At 54.4% G+C, this 21,389-nt stretch carries 18 protein-coding genes and 1 pseudogene; 11 read left to right on the top strand and 8 right to left on the bottom strand.

From position 1 onward, the window contains the following. Window positions 1-25 precede the first annotated feature (25 nt). From DYE40_RS11520 to DYE40_RS11530, 3 genes are all read left to right on the top strand, one after another. The gene (locus DYE40_RS11520; RefSeq protein WP_115309226.1) at window positions 26-406 is read left to right on the top strand and encodes an outer membrane protein assembly factor BamE; all 381 of its coding nucleotides are present in this window, start codon (window positions 26-28) and stop codon (window positions 404-406) included. Window positions 407-421: 15 nt separating this feature from the next. Further along, entirely contained in the window at window positions 422-1,231 is an 810-nt protein-coding gene (gene dapB / locus DYE40_RS11525; RefSeq protein ID WP_115309227.1) for a 4-hydroxy-tetrahydrodipicolinate reductase, read from the top strand. Between the two features lie 87 nt (window positions 1,232-1,318). Further along, a complete protein-coding gene (locus tag DYE40_RS11530) occupies window positions 1,319-2,503 on the top strand; it encodes a methyltransferase (RefSeq protein WP_115309228.1) in 1,185 nt (394 codons plus the stop codon). 80 nt (window positions 2,504-2,583) lie between these two features. Here the strand turns inward: DYE40_RS11530 and DYE40_RS11535 are convergent, their stop codons facing one another. From DYE40_RS11535 to DYE40_RS11545, 3 genes are all read right to left on the bottom strand, one after another. Beyond that, window positions 2,584-6,000 carry a PilC/PilY family type IV pilus protein gene (locus tag DYE40_RS11535; protein WP_147286641.1) on the bottom strand — a complete coding sequence of 1,139 codons (3,417 nt, stop codon included), beginning with the start codon at window positions 5,998-6,000 and terminating at the stop codon, window positions 2,584-2,586. Between the two features lie 199 nt (window positions 6,001-6,199). After that, a complete protein-coding gene (gene ruvX / locus DYE40_RS11540) occupies window positions 6,200-6,688 on the bottom strand; it encodes a Holliday junction resolvase RuvX (protein ID WP_425451196.1) in 489 nt (162 codons plus the stop codon). Continuing rightward, window positions 6,681-7,232 carry a YqgE/AlgH family protein gene (locus DYE40_RS11545; protein WP_115309231.1) on the bottom strand — a complete coding sequence of 184 codons (552 nt, stop codon included), beginning with the start codon at window positions 7,230-7,232 and terminating at the stop codon, window positions 6,681-6,683. Before DYE40_RS11545 ends, ruvX begins: the two co-directional genes overlap by 8 nt. A gap of 194 nt (window positions 7,233-7,426) precedes the next feature. Here DYE40_RS11545 and DYE40_RS11550 point away from each other — a divergent pair, with 194 nt between their 5' ends. From DYE40_RS11550 to DYE40_RS12710, 7 genes are all read left to right on the top strand, one after another. Then, window positions 7,427-8,152: a YebC/PmpR family DNA-binding transcriptional regulator gene (locus DYE40_RS11550; protein WP_115309232.1), complete on the top strand. Its 726-nt coding sequence runs from the start codon at window positions 7,427-7,429 to the stop codon at window positions 8,150-8,152. Window positions 8,153-8,320: 168 nt separating this feature from the next. Further along, window positions 8,321-9,031, top strand: coding sequence for an SIMPL domain-containing protein (locus DYE40_RS11555; RefSeq protein ID WP_115309298.1), 711 nt, complete (start codon window positions 8,321-8,323; stop codon window positions 9,029-9,031). A 554-nt stretch (window positions 9,032-9,585) separates the two neighbouring features. Further along, a complete protein-coding gene (cysG, locus tag DYE40_RS11560) occupies window positions 9,586-11,052 on the top strand; it encodes a siroheme synthase CysG (RefSeq protein WP_115309233.1) in 1,467 nt (488 codons plus the stop codon). Further along, a complete protein-coding gene (locus tag DYE40_RS11565) occupies window positions 11,000-11,728 on the top strand; it encodes a phosphoadenylyl-sulfate reductase (protein WP_115309234.1) in 729 nt (242 codons plus the stop codon). Before cysG ends, DYE40_RS11565 begins: the two co-directional genes overlap by 53 nt. A 109-nt stretch (window positions 11,729-11,837) precedes the next feature. After that, window positions 11,838-12,752, top strand: coding sequence for a sulfate adenylyltransferase subunit CysD (gene cysD / locus DYE40_RS11570; protein WP_115309235.1), 915 nt, complete (start codon window positions 11,838-11,840; stop codon window positions 12,750-12,752). 96 nt (window positions 12,753-12,848) lie between these two features. Further along, a complete protein-coding gene (locus DYE40_RS11575) occupies window positions 12,849-14,156 on the top strand; it encodes a sulfate adenylyltransferase subunit 1 (protein ID WP_115309236.1) in 1,308 nt (435 codons plus the stop codon). Window positions 14,157-14,626: 470 nt separating this feature from the next. Beyond that, a complete protein-coding gene (locus tag DYE40_RS12710) occupies window positions 14,627-14,788 on the top strand; it encodes a hypothetical protein (protein WP_172461271.1) in 162 nt (53 codons plus the stop codon). Window positions 14,789-14,957: 169 nt separating this feature from the next. Here DYE40_RS12710 and fic read toward each other — a convergent pair whose 3' ends face one another. The 3 genes from fic to DYE40_RS11590 all read right to left on the bottom strand — a co-directional run bounded on the left by fic (window position 14,958) and on the right by DYE40_RS11590 (window position 17,254). Beyond that, window positions 14,958-15,500 carry a protein adenylyltransferase Fic gene (gene fic / locus DYE40_RS11580; protein ID WP_115309237.1) on the bottom strand — a complete coding sequence of 181 codons (543 nt, stop codon included), beginning with the start codon at window positions 15,498-15,500 and terminating at the stop codon, window positions 14,958-14,960. Between the two features lie 299 nt (window positions 15,501-15,799). Beyond that, window positions 15,800-16,270, bottom strand: a complete 471-nt coding sequence (locus DYE40_RS11585; protein ID WP_147286642.1) for a hypothetical protein — start codon at window positions 16,268-16,270, stop codon at window positions 15,800-15,802. A gap of 18 nt (window positions 16,271-16,288) precedes the next feature. Beyond that, window positions 16,289-17,254, bottom strand: coding sequence for a nucleotidyltransferase domain-containing protein (locus tag DYE40_RS11590; protein ID WP_147286643.1), 966 nt, complete (start codon window positions 17,252-17,254; stop codon window positions 16,289-16,291). Window positions 17,255-17,268: 14 nt separating this feature from the next. On the opposite strand from DYE40_RS11590, the gene DYE40_RS11595 reads away from it, so the two are divergent. After that, window positions 17,269-17,922, top strand: coding sequence for an IS1595 family transposase (locus DYE40_RS11595; RefSeq protein ID WP_115307381.1), 654 nt, complete (start codon window positions 17,269-17,271; stop codon window positions 17,920-17,922). A 74-nt stretch (window positions 17,923-17,996) separates the two neighbouring features. On the opposite strand, the gene uvrA is transcribed toward DYE40_RS11595, so the two are convergent. Beyond that, a complete protein-coding gene (gene uvrA / locus DYE40_RS11600; protein ID WP_147286644.1) occupies window positions 17,997-20,852 on the bottom strand; it encodes an excinuclease ABC subunit UvrA in 2,856 nt (951 codons plus the stop codon). A 72-nt stretch (window positions 20,853-20,924) separates the two neighbouring features. Then, window positions 20,925-21,332: pseudogene (locus DYE40_RS13325) on the bottom strand (RHS repeat-associated core domain-containing protein); the annotation flags it as partial. Window positions 21,333-21,389 lie beyond the last annotated feature (57 nt).

Below are 21,389 nucleotides of genomic sequence, written 5' to 3' on the forward strand. Positions count from 1 at the left end.
CCGTATTTTCCGGAAAGGTAACATTGTGAACAAAACCGCCATTCTGCTTGCCGCAACAGCCTGTATCGCCCTCTCCGCCTGCTCGTCCGAGCGGGTTTCCCATTTTCCGTCGTACAAACTGAAAGTCATCCAGGGCAACCGGCTGGATGCCCGCGCCGTAGCCGCCTTGCAGCCCGGAATGAGCCGCGACCAGGTTCAGCTTCTGCTCGGTACGCCCCTCCTGCGCTCCGCTTTCCGACAAAACCGTTGGGACTACACCTACGAGATCAGCCGCAACGGCATTATCGACCAAAGCGAAACCCGCAATCTGACCGTTTGGTTTGAAAACGACCGCGTCGTTAAAGCAGAGGGCAACGCCATCGGCTATGCCCGCGAACAACTCCAATCCGCCGCACAGGCGCAATAGCACGGGGCGCAGGGCATGAATCCTTTGAAAATCGCCATCGCCGGTGCAAACGGCCGCATGGGGCGCGTCCTCATCGAAGCTGTCGGTAAACACCCCGACACCGTATTGAGCGGCGCACTCGAACATTCCGGCTCCGACGCACTGGGTCTCGATGCGGGTTTTGCAATCGGTCTGAAAACCGGCATTCTGATTACAGACGACGCAGATGCGGTATTGGCACAAAGCGACGTACTCATCGACTTTACCCGCCCCGAACCTACCCTGCGCCATCTGCACAAATGCGTGGAACACGGTGTGAACATCGTCATCGGTACTACCGGCTTCGACGATACGGGCAAAGCCGCCATCAAAGCCGCAGGCGAAAGCATCGGTGTGGTGTTTGCTGCCAATTTCAGCGTGGGTGTCAACCTTACCTTCCACATTCTCGACACCGTTGCCCGCGTGTTAAACGAAGGCTACGACATCGAAATCATCGAAGCGCACCACCGGCACAAAGTCGATTCCCCCAGCGGTACGGCTCTGCGCATGGGCGAAGTGATTGCCGACGCACTCGGCCGCGATTTGAAAAAGTGCGCCGTTTACGGCCGCGAAGGCCACACCGGTGCGCGTGATTCGGACACCATCGGTTTCGCCACCGTACGCGGCGGCGATATTGTCGGCGACCACACCGCGCTGTTTGCCACCGACGGCGAGCGCGTGGAAATTACCCATAAAGCATCCAGCCGCATGACCTTCGCCTCAGGCGCGGTGCGTGCTGCGGCGTGGGCAAACGGCAAAACCGGGCTGTTCGATATGCAGGACGTACTCGGCCTAAACAAGCACTAAGCCATTTTACCGAGGCCGTCTGAAACGGAAAAACCCCTTTCAGACGGCCTCTTTCCATCCTAAGACCATATTTCAGACGGCCTCACTATGTATCCCGAAATTCCCACAAGCATCGGCGAATGCCGCCAATGGCGCAACGAAAGCACGCAAAAGCCGCCGCAAAACGCCATCTTTCTACGTGAAACCAACGCCGATGCAGTCCTGCAAAACGCCCGTGCCAACATAGCCACCGTCTTTACCGGCGACTACCACAACGCCAAACAAATCCTTAGCGCCCTGAAAAAGCGCGTGCGTGGCAACAGGCCGTCTGAAAAAAACAAAAAAACAGACAACAAGCAGCAGGCACCCGCCGATCCTGCATCCGCCTTCCACCGACACCGCCTGCGGCAGTCGCAGCAAAGCCGCCTTATCAATATGTTTGCTGTCGAAATCGGCGCGGATTTTACCCTTACATTACCCCGTGCACCCGACATCAAACCCGCGCTGGCAGACATATACGACCAACCTGCCGACGCGCCGTTCCTTCTCCCGCTCAACCTGCTGCTCGGCTTCATCGGTGCTCACGAATGGCACCAAAAAGGCACGGACATCCCTGCACTCGGAGCAAAAGTCCACGTTCCCTTCGGCGTATTTTCCCCAATTCGCGGTGAATACCTCGAACTCATTATGCGCTCCGAACTCAATCCCGATTTTCAGACGGCCTTCGACATCGGCACAGGCTCCGGCATCCTCGCTGCCCTGCTGGCAAAACGCGGCATCCCCCGCATTACCGCCACCGATAACAATCCCCGCGCCCTTATCTGCGCCGAAGCCAACATCCGCCGCCTCGGTTTCACGGACAGCATCACCATCCAAGCAGCCGACCTCTTCCCGGAAGGATGTGCCGACCTCATCGTCTGCAATCCGCCCTGGCTGCCCGCCAAGCCCACTTCCACCATCGAAACCGCCCTATATGATCCCGATCATGCCATGCTGCGCAGCTTCCTCGGCAATGCGGCGGCACACCTCAATCCCGGAGGCGAAATCTGGCTTATCATGTCCGATATTGCCAAACATCTCGGCCTACACTCCTCCGACTTCCTACCCGTCCTTTTTCAGACGGCCTCTCTTCACGTTATCGAAACGCTGTACACCCACCCCGCCCACAAAAAAGCCGCCCTACCTTCCGACCCTCTTGCTTTCGCCCGCAACCGTGAAGTTACTGCGCTTTACCGTTTGCAAGCGGCAAACGGTAAAGCATACCGAATATCCTGCACAAACATCCGAAGCTAAGCAACAACCAGCAGATAAAAAAGGCCGTCTGAAAACCTATTTCCAAGTTTTCAGACGGCCTGTCAGCATATTGCTATGTATTAGAAAATCTCACGCCAGCTGACACGTTTTACCGGAGGTACAGGCAAATTGACTTTAACTACGTGAGTCTTGCCGTCCGGCGTTTTATACAGCATCACAGTATGGATGAAACCTTTCGAGTCTGTAACCCGCAAGATACTTACCGTACCGTTTGCGCCGTACAGTGCCGCGATCGCACCGGTTCCCTTGTTGTAGTAATCGGTAATACCGCCGCCAGTGCTGCTGAGGAGCGGATAGGTCGCACCAGAGGCTGCAACAGTATCACAGGAAAGCAAAGGTGCGCTGCCATCTATGAAGCTGTTGACAATAAGGAACTTGCCTCTTTCCAAATAGGGGTTATAAACAATCTGCTCGTATTTGACAATATCTTGGTTGTTACTGTCTTTGCCGATTATTTTGCTGCCCAAATCCATATACCAGCCGTGCTGGGAAGCCCAATTCACCAATTCGTCGCTCAGCTGTTTGGAGCCGTGGGTTTCGCCGTTACCGTCGGTAAAGGTTCCTGTCGTTTGGCTGACGGTCTGCTGTTGCAACTCGCTGTGGCTAATCGGCTGCACGGCACCGAATTTCGCAGCGGTACGGTCGCGCAAGCCGTAAAGGCTTTGGACACCTTCGGCAAATGTTGTGGGATTATCCAAATAACCTTCCTGACGGCGGCCGGTACCGAAATTCAAAATCGGGTCGCGACCGGTCTGCTCGCTGGTGCCGATAACAATTTTAGTGGTAATCGGCTGTCCGGCACGGGTCGTGAAGATTTTTTCCACACCTCCCGCAGCATCGGTCAGGTTGAAACGCCATACATTGCCTTTAAGATCGCCAGCATAGGCATAATCGTAGATCAGGTCGCCATCCACATCGGCGGGTGTTACATAGGCAATGCCGTTGGGATTGGCAGTTGTGCCGCCTTCGCCGGTACTGATAAAGCGGAAGCTCGGTACGCCGGTATCCCTATTGATAGACATTACATAAATACCTGCCGGACCGGCATTGGCCGTACAGTTGCCATTGGCGGCATCTGTGGTGCTGCACCAGCCGTTACCGAATACTGCACCCCAGTTACCGTCATGGAAGCGGCCGAACACCGGTGTGCCGTAAGTATTGCCCAAATTCGACCATTGTCCGCCGCTGTTGTTTGTCCATTCACCGATAACGTTTCCGGCGGAGAACTGGGCGGGATTGGTAATGTCCAGCGCATACATGGTGCTTCCACCTGCACCCAAACCGCTCAACAGCCAAGTATGCCATTGGCCGTTGTAATACACATCTCCGGTTGCAGGCGAAGCATCGTTATAGAAGTTATGGGCATAATGGGGATTTGAAAAATCAAGAGCATCTTCTGCTGCCGTTTTTTTATGCATTCTCTGTAACACGGAAGAAGGCATATAGGCAAACAGCTCCTGACCGTCGTTATCGCTTACGTCAAACTGACGGTTGGCATTGTAATGCCCAGTACGGAAAGCATGGAGGAAACCGTCATTGGATCCTGCATATACCGCATTGATGCGGCCGTAATTGTCGTTGGCGAATTCACGGTATCCGGTTTCATTGCCTGTTCCGGTACCGCGCTTGTCACGCCATGTACGCTGGTAGCTCGTACTGGCAGGATAGCCCACCCATGTCGGGCTGGAATTGATAATGTCGCCCAAAATGTTTTTTCTGACGCGGAACAGGCCGACACCCACGCTGGTTTGCTCTTGACTTTGATCGCCTTTGATATATTCCAAACGCTGGCGACCGACAGTTTCCGCTTCGCCGGCAGAAAGCAAACTTGCTTTTTGCGCAGCAGTCAGATTGCCCCATTCCAAAGACGTACCGGCAGAACCGTTCCAAGTGAAGAACTTCCTTGCGGTTTGTTTCGGGGTATTATTTACTTTGGTTTCATTACACAAACCGCCGTTCAGCTTACAGGAAGCATCCCAGTTGGCTGTTTCATTGACACCGAATTTGGCATCGTCGCCCGTACCGCTGTGAACCAGCGTACGCGCCAGCAGCTGGCCGGACCAGTCGTATGGATTATACAGAGAGAGATAAACCTGGGTATCGCTCACCACTTTTGCATCAGGCAGGTTAACGCTGGCACTACCCTCAGACTGCGTACTCGGTGCCGCTTTAAAGCAGGTAACTTCGTGATTATTATGCGAACCGCCTGTCGAGCCGACGAAAGCGAAACGGAACGCGCGCGGCAGCTTGCCGTTTCTCGCAACCAAATCTTCATCTTTCATTACCGGCTGGAAAGCACCGCCATTTCGGCTATACCAAACGCTGCCCTTACTGTCAGGGGTAATTTTGATTTTATATTGGATGGGAATAGCGCGAGTACGGCTATTGACATTATTCCACATCGACTGAGGCAAACGTTTGCTGGTAATGTATTCGTAATTGTAGAGCTTGGTTTTGGGATCTGTGGAGTCGGCACTTAAGCGCATATTCCGCTGTCCGGCCGGCAGAAATTCTGATCTGACGATCAGCGTACCAGTACGGCACATACTTTTCAGCCAGTTTTTATTTTGCGCATTATCCCGTCCACCACCATCAGGGGCTAATTTGGGCGTATCAGTCGTATTGGGTGTCGGATCCCATGTCCAGTAATATTTATATTTATTACCGTCCCATGCGCGCCGCCAAGCATCCAGTTTGTTCTGAGGCACATTACCCCAGCCGTTTGTCGCATACAGGTCGCGCAAAAAATCGCCGGATGTCATATAGGTAATATTGGTTTTACCCGCACCGCGGATACCGATGGCATTAAACGGTCCTCTTGGATCAGTTCCATAACGCTCATCATGCCAACGAGTAGCACTCTCTTTACCCAAACCCGTGCTGGTACTATCGTGAGGGCCGTTTACAAAGTTACCAAACTCATCCATACCGATGCCGAGATAAGCACCATCCACACCGCTGTAAATCGGGTTGTCGTTCGCACAGGTATAACCCAGCGAACCACCGTTCGCACCAATACTTACCGGACGATCCGCATCCATCAGATAGAACGCCATGCCGTCGGCACCGCTACCACCCCACACGTAAGTGGTAAACGTAATTTCCACACCTTCGTTGGTAGGGAACGGAGTGTCGGACACAATCCCCCCCACGCGGTGGTGTTCCGCAGGTGTCAGACGCAATGCGCCTTGACCGGATGTATCCCTTGTACCGCTGGTACAGGCTCCCGGCACACCGGCTCTATTAGCAGATGCCGTCTGGGCTCCGGATCCAGCCGTCAAACACGCTTGGTTTAAGGCGCGGGAATCCGAACGGCTGGTAATGCCGTCACCAGGAGCAGGCATATACCAATTGTGTTTCGTTACGCCTTTTGTAAAGTCCTCTTCAATGACCAGTGCGCCCGCTCCGCCTGCCGAAAGCAGGGTAATAGCGGCAAGAACGGCCGAACAACACGGTTTTAATTTTGATTTTTCCATTTTGTTTTCCTTAGTTTTCACTCCGAAATTACAGATTTTTCGAAACAGCCTGTACAACAATCGGCGAACGCTTTCCCGTGCGGACGGAAACCCGATTTACAGATTTTCTTATTATATCGTAATATTTTTAATTTAAAAAAACTTTTTTACATCTATCGGGAAAATACAGCAGAAATCCGGCTTTGTTTTTCAGACGGCCTCATTCTTCCACATCTGCATCTTCCCCGCCGCCGGTTATCCCTACTGCGCCGGCAGCGAAAAAGCCGGACAAAATCGCCTGTGCGGCAACGCTGTCGAGGATGTTTTTCTGTTTTTTGCCGAACACTTGTGCTTCGGCAAGCAGGCTTTCGGCCAGCAGGGAGGTGTGGCGTTCGTCGGCCCAGTACACGGGCAGGCCGAAGCGGGCATGGAGGCGGCGGCCGAATTTGCCGGCGAGACGGGTAAGGTGGTGTTCGGTGCCGTCGCTGTGGACGGGCAGGCCGACAACGAGATAGTCCGGCTGCCATTCTTTAATCAGGGCGGCGATGGCGGCAAATTTTTTTTCGTTGCTGTCGCCGGAAACGGTGGCCAACGGGTGTGCGGTGGCGGTTTCCGCGCCGCCTTGTGCCACGCCGATGCGCTTTTCGCCGAAATCGAAGGCAAGGCAGGTGCCGGGCGGAGCGGGAATGGTGGCGTGCATATCAGGCATGACCCGCGTCTTTCACTAGGGCGGCGGGGCTGATGCCGAGTTTGGACAGGGCTGCGCGGTGGCGTTTGCGCAGCGGCAGGTCAAATAAAATGCTGTCGTCGGCGGGTACGGTGAGCCAGGAGTTTTGCGCCAGTTCTTGTTCGATCTGTCCGGCAGACCAGCTCGAACAGCCGATGGTGAGGATGGCTTTTTCTACGGAATCGTTCTGCGCCAGACGATCGATGATGTCGCGCGAGGTGGTCAGCGCGGTATCGCCGGCGATGGGGAAGCTGCTCTGCCATGCGCCGCGCGGGGTGTGGACGACGAAGCCCCTGTCGATTTGCACGGGGCCGCCCATCAATATCGGCCGATCGCGGAAACGTTCGGGCACGTCTTTTTCGGCGGCGGCAAAAACAGCCTCCATCGGTATCGGCGAGGCTTTGTTGATGATGATGCCCATCGCGCCCTCGTCGTCGTGCCGGCAGACATACACCACGCTGCCGCCGAAAAGCGGGTCTTCCAGCGCGGGTGTGGCGATAAGGAAATGGTTGGTAAGATTATCCATAATCGAAAACAGGGTTTGTATTGCGCGGCCATATTGGGCTGCGGCGGGAAAATTGCAAGCCGGGCGGCAGGCCGTCTGAAAACGGCCTGCTTATGTTAGAATCGCGCCCTTATTTTTTCAAATGCAGGCGGTGCGTGCTTTTAGGCCGTCTGAAAACAGATTGTTTTTTTTATTTATATTTAAAGGATACGAATATGGCAGGCCATAGCAAGTGGGCGAACATCCAGCATAAAAAAGCCCGCGCCGATGCCCAGCGCGGCAAAATCTTTACCCGTCTGATTAAGGAAATCACTGTTGCCGCACGCTTGGGCGGCGGCGATCCGAACTCCAATCCGCGCCTGCGTCTGGCAATGGACAAGGCTTGGGATGCGAATATGCCCAAAGACAATGTGCAGCGCGCCATCGACAAAGGCACGGGCAATGTCGAGGGGGCGGAATACATCGAGCTGCGCTACGAGGGCTACGGCATCGGCGGTGCGGCTCTGATGGTGGACTGCATGACCGACAACAAAACCCGCACTGTCGCCGATGTTCGCCATGCGTTTTCCAAAAACGGCGGCAATCTCGGCACCGACGGCTGCGTGGCGTTCAACTTCGTCCATCAGGGCTATCTGGTCTATACGGATGCCGACGAAGACGCGCTGATGGAAGCCGCGCTCGAAGCGGGGGCGGAAGATGTGCTGGCCGACGAAGAAGGCATTATCGAAGTCATCACCGCCCCCACCGACTGGGCGGGCGTGAAAGCCAAGCTCGAAGAGGCGGGTTTCAAATCGCAGGACGGCGACGTAACCATGCGTGCGCAAAACGAAACCGTACTTTCCGGCGAGGATGCGGTAAAAATGCAGAAACTCATCGACGCGCTGGAAAACCTCGACGACGTGCAAAACGTTTATACCTCCGCCGTGTTGCAGCTCGACTGAGCTTTTTCAGACGGCCTCCCTGCATCAGGATGCCGTCTGAAAAAACCGTTCGTATATGCAAACCGCGCTTTCGCAATGTTTTCAGACGGCCTTTATCCATCGGGGCCGTCTGAAAACACATCCGCACGCCGGTTTCCCTTTCCCATCAGTTTTACCGAAAGCAACACCATGAAAGCCAAACGCCGCACCGCCCTCCTGCTGGCCGCCCTTGCCGCCGCCGCACAGGCCGAGCCTCTAAACTACAATGTCGTCGAATTTGCCGAAAGCGCGACCGTTGCCGTGCCGCACGACACCATGACCGCCGTGTTCGCCGTCCGCTCCGAAGCACGCGAGCGCGAAGCCGCCCACCGCGCCTTTGCCGCCAAACAGGCTGCTTTCGTACGCCGCACGCGCGGCCAATCCGCATTCAAAATCAGCGAATCCGGCCGCAACGTCTATCCCGTCTACCACTATCCGGGCAACCGCCGCGTGCTGTCGGGCTGGCAGGAATCGGTGGAATACACCATAGAAAGCCGGGATTTCGCCGCGCTCGGCCGCTTGGTCGAACAGTCGCGCCAGGAAACCGAAATACAAGACACCCGTTTCTCGCTCTCGATGCAGAAACGCCATGCCGCCGTAGACGAAGCCGGCCGCACCGCCCTGCTGCGTTTCAAAGAACGCGCCGCCTCGCTGGCACAAACGCTGGGCTTTTCCGGCTACAAAATCGTCAGCCTGAAACTGGGCGAATTGGGCGATATGCCTGTGGCCATGCCCAAGGCTTACGCCGCTTCCGCAAGAATGGCGGCGGATTCCGCTCCTGCCGATATTCCGCCCGCCCCCGGCGTGGAAGATGTGCGCATCACGGTAAACGGATCGGTGCAGATGGACGGAGGGCAATAGCTGCTTTTCCACACCGTCCTGCCTTCCGCCTGAATCGGCGCAGCCGTTTTCCTTCTTTATGTTTGCGCAAACTGCAAACCGTCTGTGCGCCTGCGGAACAATGCACAACAAAGGCCGTCTGAAAATTTCAGACGGCCTTTGTTGTGCAAAAAACGGTTTCCGCCTTTTGTTTTTATAGTGGGAAAAATAAAAAATAGACAATTGCCCCGACAACGGAAAAGCGGATGGCGAGCCAGGGTGTGCCGCCCAAGCGACGCACGCGGTTTCAGAATACCTGCAAAACGAAAGAACGCGCACACTTTGGTGCGGCACACCCTGGCTGCCGTGCCAACAGCATGGCGGATATTTCCGTGTTGCTTCACCATGACGTGAGGCCGTCTGAAAACACGGCTTCGGTGCGCCGCCACTCTGTTTCCGTGTTTTCAGACAGCCTCATCCTTTTCCCGACGCTTCATCCCTTTATACGTTTTTCTTCCAAGATTAGGCGCAATGGTTCTTTGTTGCCCGCCGCAGGGTCTTCCTATAATCGCGCCGTTGCTTACAGGAAATCTCCCATGAACCATTTTCCCCTTTTTGCCGATTTGCGCGGCCGGCCCGTTTTACTGGTGGGCGGCGGCGCGGTGGCGGCACGCAAGGCCGAGAGCCTGCTCAAAGCCGGTGCGCGGGTGCGCGTGGCGGCGGCAGAGCTGGGGGCGGCGATGACGGCTTTTCATCAGGCCGGCTGCGTGGAATGGTCGGCGCGTACGTTTGACGACGCGCTTTTGGACGGCGTGTTTCTCGCCGTGGCCGCCACCGGCGACACCGCGCTCAACCGCCGTGTGTTTGCCGCCGCCGAGGCGCGTCAGAAGCCGGTAAACACGGTGGACGATGCCTCGCTGTGCAGCTTTATTTTCCCTGCAATGATAGACCGTGGCGACATCCAAATCGCGGTGTCCAGCGGCGGCAAAGCCCCCGTGCTGGCGCGGCTGGTGCGCGAGAAGCTCGAAGCCTTGCTGCCGCAGGGCTTGGGCGTGATGGCGGATTTGGCCGGACGCTGGCGCAGCCGTGTCAAACAACGTTTGGACAGCATTACCCAACGCCGCCGCTTTTGGGAAAAACTGTTTGCCGATGCGGATTTCAGGCGTTTGTGCGAAAACAGCCGCACCGGCGAGGCCGAAACGCTGCTCGCCCGCTCGCTCGATGCGGGCGTAACGCGGCGCGGCAGCGTGGCTCTGGTGGGCGCGGGGCCGGGCGACGCGGGGCTGCTCACGCTCAAAGGCCTGCAAAAAATCCAGGCCGCCGATGTGGTGCTGTATGACGCGCTGGTTTCAGACGGCGTGTTGGAACTCATCCGCCGCGATGCGGAAAAAATCTTTGTCGGCAAACGCGCCGGCGGCAAACGGGTGGCGCAGGAGGAAACCAACGCGCTGCTGGTGCGGCTGGCGCAGGAGGGCAAGCGGGTGGTGCGGCTCAAAGGCGGCGATCCGTTTGTATTCGGGCGCGGCGGCGAGGAATTGGAAACGCTGGCGGCGGCGGGGATTGCGTTTGAAGTGGTGCCCGGCATCACTGCCGCCCTCGGCGCAACCGCCTACGCGGGCATCCCGCTCACCCACCGCGACCACGCCCAGTCGGCGATGTTTGTAACCGGCCATGTACAGCCCGACGGCAAAGCCCTGAACTGGAAAACGCTGGCGCAGGGGCGGCAGACGCTGGTGGTGTATATGGGCGCAATCCGCGCCGCCGAGCTGGCCGCCGCCCTGCTCGAACACGGCCGCAGCCCCGACACGCCCGCCGCCGTTATCAGCAGAGGCACGCAGCCGCAGCAGCGGGTCAGCACCGGCACGCTGGCCAACCTGCCCGCGCTGGCCGCCGCCGCCGAATCCCCCGCGCTGATTGTCATAGGAGAAACCGTTGCCCTACGCCGAAAACTCGACTGGTTTGGCAAAACCGCCGAACGCAAACCGCACCGCTTCCGACAGGAATACTTTTATGCTGCGCCCGCAACTGTGGACGATACCTGCACCGCCGCCGCCGGTTTATGACGCGCTGGACGCAAAAACCGACAGCCTGCGCCGCCGCCTTATCCGAGCCGCCGCCGCACATCAAAACGTAAAACTGGCCAGCAGCCTGGCAGTGGAAGACATGGCCGTTACCCACATCATCGCCGAAGAAAAGCTGCCGATTGCCGTGTTTACTTTGCAGACAGGCCGTCTGAACGCCGAAACGCTCGCGCTGATTGATGAAGTGCAACGGCGTTATCCCGATTTGGATTTCCGCTGCTACACGCCCGATGCCGGCGAAGTGTCCGGCTATGTTGCCCGCCACGGCGCAAATGCCTTTTACGACAGCGTGGAGCTGCGGCGCGAGTGCTGCCGCATCCGCAAAATCGAGCCGCTCAACCGCGCACTGGCCGACGCGGACGCATGGCTGACCGGCCAGCGGCGCGGGCAGTCGGTAACGCGCTCGGAGCTGGCCTTTGCCGAAACCGACACCCAGCGCGGCATTGCCAAATACAACCCGATTTTCGACTGGACGGAAAACGACGTGTGGGCCTTTGTCCTGCGGCACGAAATCCCCTACAACGCCCTCTACCGCCGAGGCTATCCCAGCATAGGCTGCGAACCCTGCACCATGCCCGTAAAGGCCGGCGAAGACATCCGCGCCGGACGTTGGTGGTGGGAAAGCCGCGACAGCAAAGAATGCGGGCTGCACAAATAAAGGCCGTCTGAAAACGGAAATATGCGGCCGGAAACACCCTCCGCCGCACATTCCGCAACAGCCGCAGAGGCCGTCTGAAAACCCGAAACCACCCAAAGAAAGCCAAACCATGAGCCTGCAAAACAACCATCTCGACTGGCTGGAAGCCGAGTCGGTGTACATCATCCGCGAAGTGATTGCCAACGCCAAAAATCCCGCGCTGCTGTTTTCCGGCGGCAAAGATTCCGTCGTGCTGCTTGCGCTGGCGGTAAAAGCCTTCAAAATCGAAGGCCGCGCCCTGAAACTGCCGTTTAAGCTGCTGCACATCGACACCGGCCACAACTATCCCGAAGTCATCCGCTTCCGCGACGAAACCGCCGCCGCAACAGGCGTGGAACTCGTCGTCGGCAGCGTGGAAGCATCCATAAAGAAAGGCACGGTGGTCTTGCGCCGCGAAACCGATTCGCGCAATGCCGCACAAGCCGTTACGCTGGTGGAAGCCATCGAAGAAAACGGCTTCGACGCACTGATGGGCGGCGCGCGGCGCGACGAAGAAAAAGCCCGCGCCAAAGAGCGCATCTTCTCGTTCCGCGACGAATTCGGCCAATGGGATCCGAAAAACCAACGCCCCGAGCTTTGGGACCTGTACAACACACGGCTGTTCCCCGGCGAAAACATGCGCGTGTTCCCGATTTCCAACTGGACGGAACTCGACATCTGGCAATACATCGAACGCGAAAACCTCGCCCTGCCGCCGATTTACTACGCCCACGAACGCGAAGTGGTCGAACGCGGCGGCCTGCTCGTCCCCGTAACGCCGCTCACCCCCAAGCGCGAAGGCGAAACCGCACACATCCGCAGCGTGCGTTTCCGCACCGTGGGCGACATCTCCTGCACCTGCCCCGTGGCCAGCACCGCCGCCACACCCGCCGACATCGTGGCCGAAACCGCCGCCGCCACCATCTCCGAACGCAGCGCGACCCGCATGGACGACCGCGTCTCCGAAGCCGCCATGGAAGAACGCAAAAAACAGGGATATTTCTAACACTCCCGCCAAAAGCCGCCGCACAAACAAACAATCTTTCAGACGGCCTCCAACCATCCGCAGGCCGTCTGAAAACCCTAAAAAAGGAAACCCGCCATGACCGCACCCGTACTCCGTTTCATCACCGCCGGCAGCGTGGATGACGGCAAATCCACCCTCATCGGCCGCCTGCTCTACGACAGCAAAACCCTGCTGTCCGACCATGCCGCCAAGCTCGAAGCCGCCGCGCAAAACGGCCAAACCCCCGACTTCGCCGCCCTCACCGACGGCCTCGCCGCCGAACGCGAGCAAGGCATCACCATCGATGTCGCCTACCGCTACTTCGCCACCCCGCGCCGCAAATTCATCATCGCCGACACCCCGGGACACGAACAATACACCCGCAACATGGTAACAGGCGCATCCACCGCCGATGCCGCCGTCGTCCTCATCGACGCAACCCGCGTAAACTTTGCCGGCTCCGACGGCACCGCCGCACTGCTGCCGCAAACCAAACGCCACAGCGCGATACTGAAACTCCTGGGCACCCCGCACATCATCGCCGCCGTCAACAAACTCGACCTGGTCGGCTTCGACGAAAACCTGTACGGCAAAATCACCGCCGCCTACCGCAGCCTTGCCGCACAGCTCGGCATCAGCGCACAAATCCACTTCATCCCCATCAGCGCATTGGGCGGCGACAACATCGTAAACCGCAGCACCAACACCTCCTGGTATCAGGGCGACGCACTGCTGCCCCTGCTCGAAAACCTGCCCGCACGCGAAAGCAGCAGCGAAAACCTGCCCGCCCATTTCCCCGTGCAGCGCGTATTGCGCCAAGACGGCAGCAGCAGCGACGACTTCCGAGGCTATCAGGGACGGCTCGAAGCAGGCCGTCTGAAAACGGGAGACGCAGTCAGAATCCTGCCCACAGGCGCAACCGCCCGCATTGCCGCGATTTACGGCATCAACGGCCGCACCGACACCGCCCGCGCAGGCGACGCACTCACCCTCACGCTCGATGCCGACATCGGCATATCGCGCGGTGACACCATCGTATCCGCCGCCAACCCCACCCTGCCGCAACAAAAAATCGAAGCCGCGCTGTGCTGGTTTGACGACACCCCGCTCAACCCCGCCCGCCGCTATCTCCTGAAACACACCACCCACACCGCCCCCGCCAAAATCAAAGCCGTGCGCCATGTGTGGGACGTAAACACCCTGCGTGCGGGACAGGCCGACACCCTGCAAACCAACGACATCGGCCTGGTCGAAATCGCCCTGCAACAACCCATCGCCGCCACCGCCTACGCCGCCAACCCCGCCACCGGCGCGTTCATCCTCATCGACGAAGCCACCAACCACACCGCCGCCGCAGGCATGATACGCATCGCCGACTCCGGAGCGGACAGGTTTGCGATTTAAAGGGTACAGACCGAAAACGCCCGGCGGATTTCAGACGGCCTTTTTTGACGGTTCAAACAACATTTGAGGCCGTCTGAAACTTTGGGGAACAGGTAGGGTGTGTGGTACAGCCACGCACGCGGTTTTGAATACACGGCTTTGGACAGAACAATGCCCGTCAGCCGTAAAGCATTATTGATGTACAAATACAAGAGAGGCCGTCTGAAAGATTGTTTTCAGACGGCCTCTTCTGTGGTGCGGGCGGTGTTTCAGCCAAGCTGAAAACAGGTAGCTTGGGTTGCCAAACCCAACGGATGCAGACTGGTTGGGGGTATCGGAGAAAGACCCAGGCTGCGGCAGCTTGAAAAATCGGAATATGTGCGGAGTATTCGGCAAACGCGTGCGTGGCTGTGCCACACACCCTACGCCTGCTTTTTTAAGCTGCAAACAACGTTTAAGGCCGTCTGAAAATTTGGAGGAACAAGTAGGGTGTGTGGCACAGCCACGCACGCGGTTTTGAATACACGGCTTTGGACAGAACAATGCCCGTCAGCCGTAAAGCATTATTGATGTACAAATACAAGAGAGGCCGTCTGAAAGATTGTTTTCAGACGGCCTCTTCTGTGGTGCGGGCGGTGTTTCAGGCTGCCTGAAAACAGGTAGGTCGGATTCTTGCATCCGATACAATGCGGGGATGCGCGGTAACGGCGAGTATTTCAGACGGCCTTAGATGGTTTTGTCGGATACAAGTATCCAACCTACACCGGCTACGGCTTTTCGGTTTCAGACGACCTTATAGACCGCCTGAAAACAGGTGGGCGGCTAATCGGGCTGCTCGTAATAATAGGACTGATCGATGCCTTTCATAAACACTTCGCGGCTGTCGGTTTGGTCGGTAAGGGCGTTTTGCAGCAGGAAGCTGATTTCCAAATCGTTCACAGGGCTGCGCTCCATTGCTTGCAGGTAAAGGCACTTGTCCACGCGCTGCCAGTCCGCCACTTTGCCGAGACGCTTTCTCAAAATCAAATCCAGCCAGATGCGTGTAGCGCGGCCGTTACCCTCCAAAAAGGGATGGATGACATTCATTTCCACGTATTTGTCAATGATTTCGTCAAAACTGTTTTCCGGCATTTTTTCCACCGCATCCAGCGCGGCGCGTAAATAAAGCGCGTTGGCAAAACGGAAATTGCCTTTGGAAATATTCTGCTCGCGGATTTGCCCCGCAAACGGATACAGGCCGCCAAACAGGTGGCGGTGGATGTCTTGCAAACCTTTGGCCGTACCGACTTCAAGGCGGTGGATTTTGCCTGAGTCGTACAGATCATAAGCACGCAGTTTGCTTTGACGGTCGGTATCTTGGGGCATACGGGTTTTCTCGTTGGGCGTGGATTGGTGAGGTTTTCAGACGGCTTTCAGGCAGGTCGGATTCTTGAATCCGACACAATGCGGGAATGTGAGAGAATGGTAAGTGTTTCAGACGGCCTTACTGTTTTCAGCAGGCAAACCCAACAAAACGGATGGATTTACGGTTTTGTTGGGTCTTGACCCAACCTACGCTTGCTGAAAGGAAAGTTTCAGACGGCATTGGAACAGAAGCTCGAACACCGCGTACGTGCGTACTGCATAAACCCTACGCATGGAATTAGGTTTTATGCGGGCTACGGCTAAATTGATAACTCCGTTTGACCAATAATACTTTTTCTAATCTCAATATCTTTTGAATTAATGACCAAGTTATTAAATTTATTTTTATACTTAGTCTCAATTGCATATTTAATTTTCTCTGCAGTACTTTTATCACCTTTATATAGCGTAATATGTGGATTAAATCCAAACTTTTTTCTAGGAAAATCAGGTTTGTCCCACACAGTCTTTAATGCTGGTGCTTTAATTTTAAAAATACAAAAGTATATATTACCAAATTCAAGTATATCTAACTCAGAAACGCCTATTGATATACTATCCGTGATCATTTTAACTTTATTAATAGTTGATTGATTAAAGCGTTTTTGCGGGCCACGAATAGTAATGTGCGGGAATTTAGGTATTGCATTAAGATGATTTTTTCGTAACTCATCAAATAAATAATTTATTTCTGTATTATTTATATTCAATACAAGTACTTTGTTTTTCATGACATACCTCATAGCTAATTATGAAATTAAAAATAATTTAAGATGCTTATCTATGTCACCATTATTAACAAGTATCTCAGATATTAACTCTCTAAATGTATCGCTATTACTAAGCTTCCTAAGCTCAGATATTATCGATTTATCATCTTGGTTGGAATCATAGCCTTCCTTTAGATTTAAAAAATTATCGTATTCATCCTTAAACTTACTAAATAAATTTTGTATCTTGCAATTGCCACTCAACTTCTCAATGGACTCATTAAGTCTGTCCAAGGGAGTTTTTTTAATCATTTCTAGCAGCCTATCCTCCGAATTAATTTGGAAAACACATATATATATAATGGTGGCAAAAACTGTTAATCTTCTGCTGAATTTCAAGCTAATATTTTTCTTTTCCCATTTTTTTTGCTGTGTTCTGCTTACCTCATAATTTAAGCAGAGTGTTCTCCAAAATCGCAATATATCATTTAGTAGAAAATATAGCTTAAAATCTTTTTTAGATTTATCTCTCAAATAAAATTTAATAATTCTACCAATTAATTCATTATATTTTTCTTCATTATATAGACACTTACTTTCTAATATTAAAAGCATCCTGGCAGTAAACCAATTATGATGATCATCATTTGGAGAACCTATAATTTTCTCAACTTCATTATATTTAAATATCTTGAGAAATTCGCCATCATTACTAAATTCTGGAAATTTCAATTCCATATTAATTTTTATCAACTCTGAAAATATCTTTATTTCATCAATTTTTCCATAGTTGTAATTGTCAGCATCTTCCCCGATTATGAAAATATCTAAATCAGATTTTTCCGTTGCTTCTAAGCGAGCAAGAGAGCCAGTTGTATAAATACATAAATTATTCAAATTGTCAGATGAGAAAAATTCTTGCTCTTTTATTTTCTTTTTAATTTCATCTAATTTTCTTTCTGAAAACTCTTTATAATTTTGGGGCTGTACTAGATAAGCAGTCATGATAGACTGCAAAAATGAAGATAACCCATTGTAAACTAAAAAAGAGTATCCAAAAAAAACTCCTTCAATTTTTTGTACTCGAAGTTACCGCCCGTTCTGCTGCCGATTTATTGGGCATCCACCCCAATTCAGCAGCACTGTTTTACCGCAAAATTCGTGAAGTCATCAGCTACTATCTTTCATTGGAAGCTGACGCTGTTTTTGATGGCGCTGTCGAATTAGATGAAAGCTATTTCGGTGGGCATCGTAAAGGCAAACGGGGGCGCGGAGCAGCGGGAAAAGTGGCGGTATTTGGTATTCTTAAACGGGGTGGGAAGGTTTATACCGTGGTTGTTAAGAATGCCAAAATAGAAACCTTACTTCCTGTTATCACAAGAAAAATCATGCCTGACAGCATTGTTTATACCGATTGTTTAAGCAGCTATGACGTGTTGGATGTAAGTGGTTTTACCCACCACCGCATCAACCACAGCAAGCTGTTTGCCGACAGACAAAACCATATCAACGGCATTGAGAATTTTTGGAATCAGGCAAAACGGGTTCTGCGAAAATATAACGGAATTGACCGTAAATCTTTCCCTCTTTTCTTGAAAGAATGTGAGTTTCGTTTTAACTTTGGTACACCGTCCGAGCAGCTTAAAGTGCTGCGTCGGTGGTGTGAAATTTAGGGCTTATCTAGTACAGCCCCATAATTTTTACACTGTGATTCTTTCATTGTAGACATATGAGTACCTTAAATTCATTAAAATTTTAATTCTAATAGAGTTTCCAAATATTTTCCAGTATAACCGATTTCTGCTTTTGCAACCTCCTCAGGCGACCCGCAAGCAATAATCCTTCCCCCGCCATCGCCGCCTTCCGGTCCCAAATCCACAATGTAATCAGCGGTTTTAATCACGTCCAGATTATGCTCGATAATCACAATCGAGTTGCCTTTGCCTTTCAGACGGCCTATGACTTCGAGCAGCAGGGCGATGTCGGCGAAGTGCAGTCCTGTTGTTGGTTCGTCGAGAATATACAAGGTGCGGCCGGTGTCGCGTTTGGACAGCTCCAACGCCAGTTTGACGCGCTGGGCTTCGCCGCCGGAGAGGGTGGTGGCGGACTGGCCGAGTCTGATGTAGCCGAGGCCTACATCCATCAGGGTTTGCAGTTTGCGGGCGACGGTGGGGACGGCATCGAAGAAGGTGCGGGCTTCTTCTACGGTCATTTCCAGCACTTGGCTGATGTTTTTCCCTTTGTATTGCACTTCGAGGGTTTCGCGGTTGTAGCGTTTGCCGTGGCAGACTTCGCAGGGGACGTAAACGTCGGGCAGGAAGTGCATTTCTACTTTAATCACGCCGTCGCCCTGGCAGGCTTCGCAGCGGCCGCCTTTGACGTTGAAGGAGAAGCGTCCGACGCTGTAACCGCGTTCGCGCGAGAGGGGTACGCCGGCGAAGAGGTCGCGGATGGGGGTGAACAGGCCGGTATAGGTGGCGGGGTTGGAGCGGGGGGTGCGGCCGATGGGGGATTGGTCGACGTTGATGACTTTGTCGAGGTGTTCCAAACCTGTGATGTCGTCGTAGGGGGCGGGTTCTTCGTGGGCGCGGTTGAGTTCGCGGGCGGTGATTTTGGCGAGGGTGTCGTTAATCAGGGTGGATTTGCCGCTGCCGGATACGCCGGTGATGCAGGTTATCAGCCCCAGCGGCAGTTCCAGCGTTACGTTTTTGAGGTTGTTGCCGCGCGCGCCTTTGAGTACGAGCATCCGTTCGGGATTCACGGGAGTGCGTTTTTCAGGCAGCCTGATGGTTTTTTTGCCGCTGAGGTATTGGCCGGTAACGGATTGTTCGCAGGCGGCGACTTGTGCGGGCGTGCCGGCTACCAAGACGCTGCCGCCGTGTTCGCCCGCGCCGGGGCCCATATCGACGACGAAATCGGCTTCGCGGATGGCGTCTTCGTCGTGTTCTACCACGATGACGCTGTTGCCCAAGTCGCGCAGGCGTTTGAGGGTGGCGAGCAGGCGGTCGTTGTCGCGCTGGTGCAGGCCGATGGAGGGTTCGTCCAACACATACATCACGCCGGTCAAGCCGCTGCCGATTTGGCTGGCAAGGCGGATGCGCTGGGCTTCGCCGCCGGAAAGGGTTTCGGCGCTGCGGCTCAGGTTGAGATAGTCCAGCCCGACGTTAATCAGAAAGCCCAGCCGTTCGGTGATTTCTTTGAGGATTTTTTCGGCGATTTGTTTTTTGTTGCCTTCCAAGTCCAAAGTTTCAAAAAAATGATGGGCTTGGGTGAGCGGCTTGGCGGAAATTTCGTGCAGCGGCTGTCCGCCCACATACACATAGCGCGCTTCTTTGCGCAAACGTGCGCCGCCGCAGCTTTTGCAGGCGCGGTGGCTTTGGTATTGCAGCAGCTCTTCGCGCACGGTGTTGGAATCGGTTTCGCGGAAACGGCGTTCCAGATTGGGAATGATGCCTTCGAAAGCGTGGCTGCGGTTGAAGGTTGTGCCTTTTTCGGAAAGGTAGCGGAAATCGATAACTTCTTTGCCCGAGCCGTGCAGCACGGTGTTTTTGACTTTTTCAGGCAGCTTTTCAAACGGCGTGTCCACATCAAAGCCGTAATGCGCCGCCAGCGACTGAATCATCTGGAAATAAAACTGGTTGCGCTTGTCCCAGCCTTTAATCGCGCCCGCCGCCAGCGATAATTCGGGGTGCATCACCACGCGCTCGGGGTCGAAGAAATTCATATTGCCCAAGCCGTCGCAAGTGGGGCACGCGCCGACGGGGTTGTTGAACGAAAACAGGCGCGGTTCGAGCTCGGGCAGGCTGTACGAACACACGGGGCAGGCAAACTGCGCGGAGAACCAATGTTCCGCGCCGCTGTCCATTTCCAAGGCCAAAGCCCGTTCGCCGCCGTGGCGCAGCGCGGTTTCAAAACTTTCCGCCAAACGTTGTTTGATGTCGGCTTTCACTTTTACGCGGTCGATGACCACATCGATGTTGTGCTTGATGTTTTTTTCCAGCTTCGGCACTTCGTCAAGCTGATAGACCTCGCCGTCCACGCGCACGCGGGCAAAACCCTGCGCCTGCAAGTCGGCGAAAAAGTCCACAAATTCGCCTTTGCGCTCGCGCACGGCGGGGGCAAGAATCATCACGCGCGTGTTTTCAGGCAGCCCCAAAACGTGGTCGACCATCTGCGACACGGTTTGGCTGGACAGCGGTTTGCCGTGTTCGGGGCAGTGCGGCGTGCCGACGCGGGCATACAAAAGACGCAGATAATCATGGATTTCCGTAACCGTGCCGACGGTGGAACGCGGATTGTGGCTGGTGGATTTCTGCTCGATGGAAATGGCGGGCGACAAACCCTCGATCAAATCCACATCGGGCTTGTCCATCATCTGCAAAAACTGGCGCGCATAGGCGGAAAGGCTTTCCACATAACGCCGCTGCCCCTCGGCATACAGCGTGTCAAACGCCAGCGAAGACTTGCCGCTGCCCGACAAACCCGTTACCACCACCAGCTTGTGGCGGGGAATGTCCAAATCGACGTTTTTCAAATTATGCGTGCGCGCGCCGCGGATGCGGATGGTGTCGTTGTCGTTTTGATGGTAGGGTTTGTTGCACATGGTCAGGCCGTTCGGACAGGAAAAAGAAACCGCGCATTGTAGCACTTTCCACCAAATCCTCCCGCCCAACACCCCAATCGAATCCTGATGGATAAACCGCCCGCATCTCGGGTCATAATACCTAAACAGATTGTCATGCCACCCCGTCTCTTTATCACAATACTGGTTTTGCAGGCGGAATGGCTGATGCGCATTCGGATAGACTTTGCTTTCGCTTTTCAGGCTGCCCCAAGCGGTATATCTGCCATACCACAACAGATTGGCAAACCGGTCGGTTTGCTCTCGCGCAATGCCGATTTGGTCGGTATGGTAATAGCTTAAATACAGCTTATCGTCTTTACCATTATGGAAGACATGAGCTAAAGGTTCGTAGCTGTCTTGGTCGGTATAGATGTAGGTGTAAGTACCTTTGTAATTGTATTCCTGCGCCAGTTTGGTACCGTCCCAAATAAAGACGGTGCGTTTGGGGGTGGCTTTCAGACTGCGTTAAACCACGTGTGGCGAAGCTACACGCCCTACCTATATGCGAGCTTTGCT

It is taken from the genome of Kingella potus, from assembly GCF_900451175.1.
GTDB classification, from domain to species: domain Bacteria; phylum Pseudomonadota; class Gammaproteobacteria; order Burkholderiales; family Neisseriaceae; genus Neisseria; species Neisseria potus.

Excerpts from the sequence above, each read along its gene's own strand:
- dapB (WP_115309227.1), top strand. The coding sequence starts at position 422 with ATGAATCCTTTGAAAATCGCCATCGCCGGTGCAAACGGCCGCATGGGG.
- DYE40_RS11530 (WP_115309228.1), top strand. The coding sequence starts at position 1,319 with ATGTATCCCGAAATTCCCACAAGCATCGGCGAATGCCGCCAATGGCGC.
- DYE40_RS11535 (WP_147286641.1), bottom strand. The coding sequence starts at position 6,000 with ATGGAAAAATCAAAATTAAAACCGTGTTGTTCGGCCGTTCTTGCCGCT.
- ruvX (WP_425451196.1), bottom strand. The coding sequence starts at position 6,688 with ATGCCTGATATGCACGCCACCATTCCCGCTCCGCCCGGCACCTGCCTT.
- DYE40_RS11545 (WP_115309231.1), bottom strand. The coding sequence starts at position 7,232 with ATGGATAATCTTACCAACCATTTCCTTATCGCCACACCCGCGCTGGAA.
- DYE40_RS11550 (WP_115309232.1), top strand. The coding sequence starts at position 7,427 with ATGGCAGGCCATAGCAAGTGGGCGAACATCCAGCATAAAAAAGCCCGC.
- DYE40_RS11555 (WP_115309298.1), top strand. The coding sequence starts at position 8,321 with ATGAAAGCCAAACGCCGCACCGCCCTCCTGCTGGCCGCCCTTGCCGCC.
- cysG (WP_115309233.1), top strand. The coding sequence starts at position 9,586 with ATGAACCATTTTCCCCTTTTTGCCGATTTGCGCGGCCGGCCCGTTTTA.
- DYE40_RS11565 (WP_115309234.1), top strand. The coding sequence starts at position 11,000 with ATGCTGCGCCCGCAACTGTGGACGATACCTGCACCGCCGCCGCCGGTT.
- cysD (WP_115309235.1), top strand. The coding sequence starts at position 11,838 with ATGAGCCTGCAAAACAACCATCTCGACTGGCTGGAAGCCGAGTCGGTG.
- DYE40_RS11575 (WP_115309236.1), top strand. The coding sequence starts at position 12,849 with ATGACCGCACCCGTACTCCGTTTCATCACCGCCGGCAGCGTGGATGAC.
- fic (WP_115309237.1), bottom strand. The coding sequence starts at position 15,500 with ATGCCCCAAGATACCGACCGTCAAAGCAAACTGCGTGCTTATGATCTG.
- DYE40_RS11585 (WP_147286642.1), bottom strand. The coding sequence starts at position 16,270 with ATGAAAAACAAAGTACTTGTATTGAATATAAATAATACAGAAATAAAT.
- DYE40_RS11590 (WP_147286643.1), bottom strand. The coding sequence starts at position 17,254 with ATGACTGCTTATCTAGTACAGCCCCAAAATTATAAAGAGTTTTCAGAA.
- DYE40_RS11595 (WP_115307381.1), top strand. The coding sequence starts at position 17,269 with ATGAAGATAACCCATTGTAAACTAAAAAAGAGTATCCAAAAAAAACTC.
- uvrA (WP_147286644.1), bottom strand. The coding sequence starts at position 20,852 with ATGTGCAACAAACCCTACCATCAAAACGACAACGACACCATCCGCATC.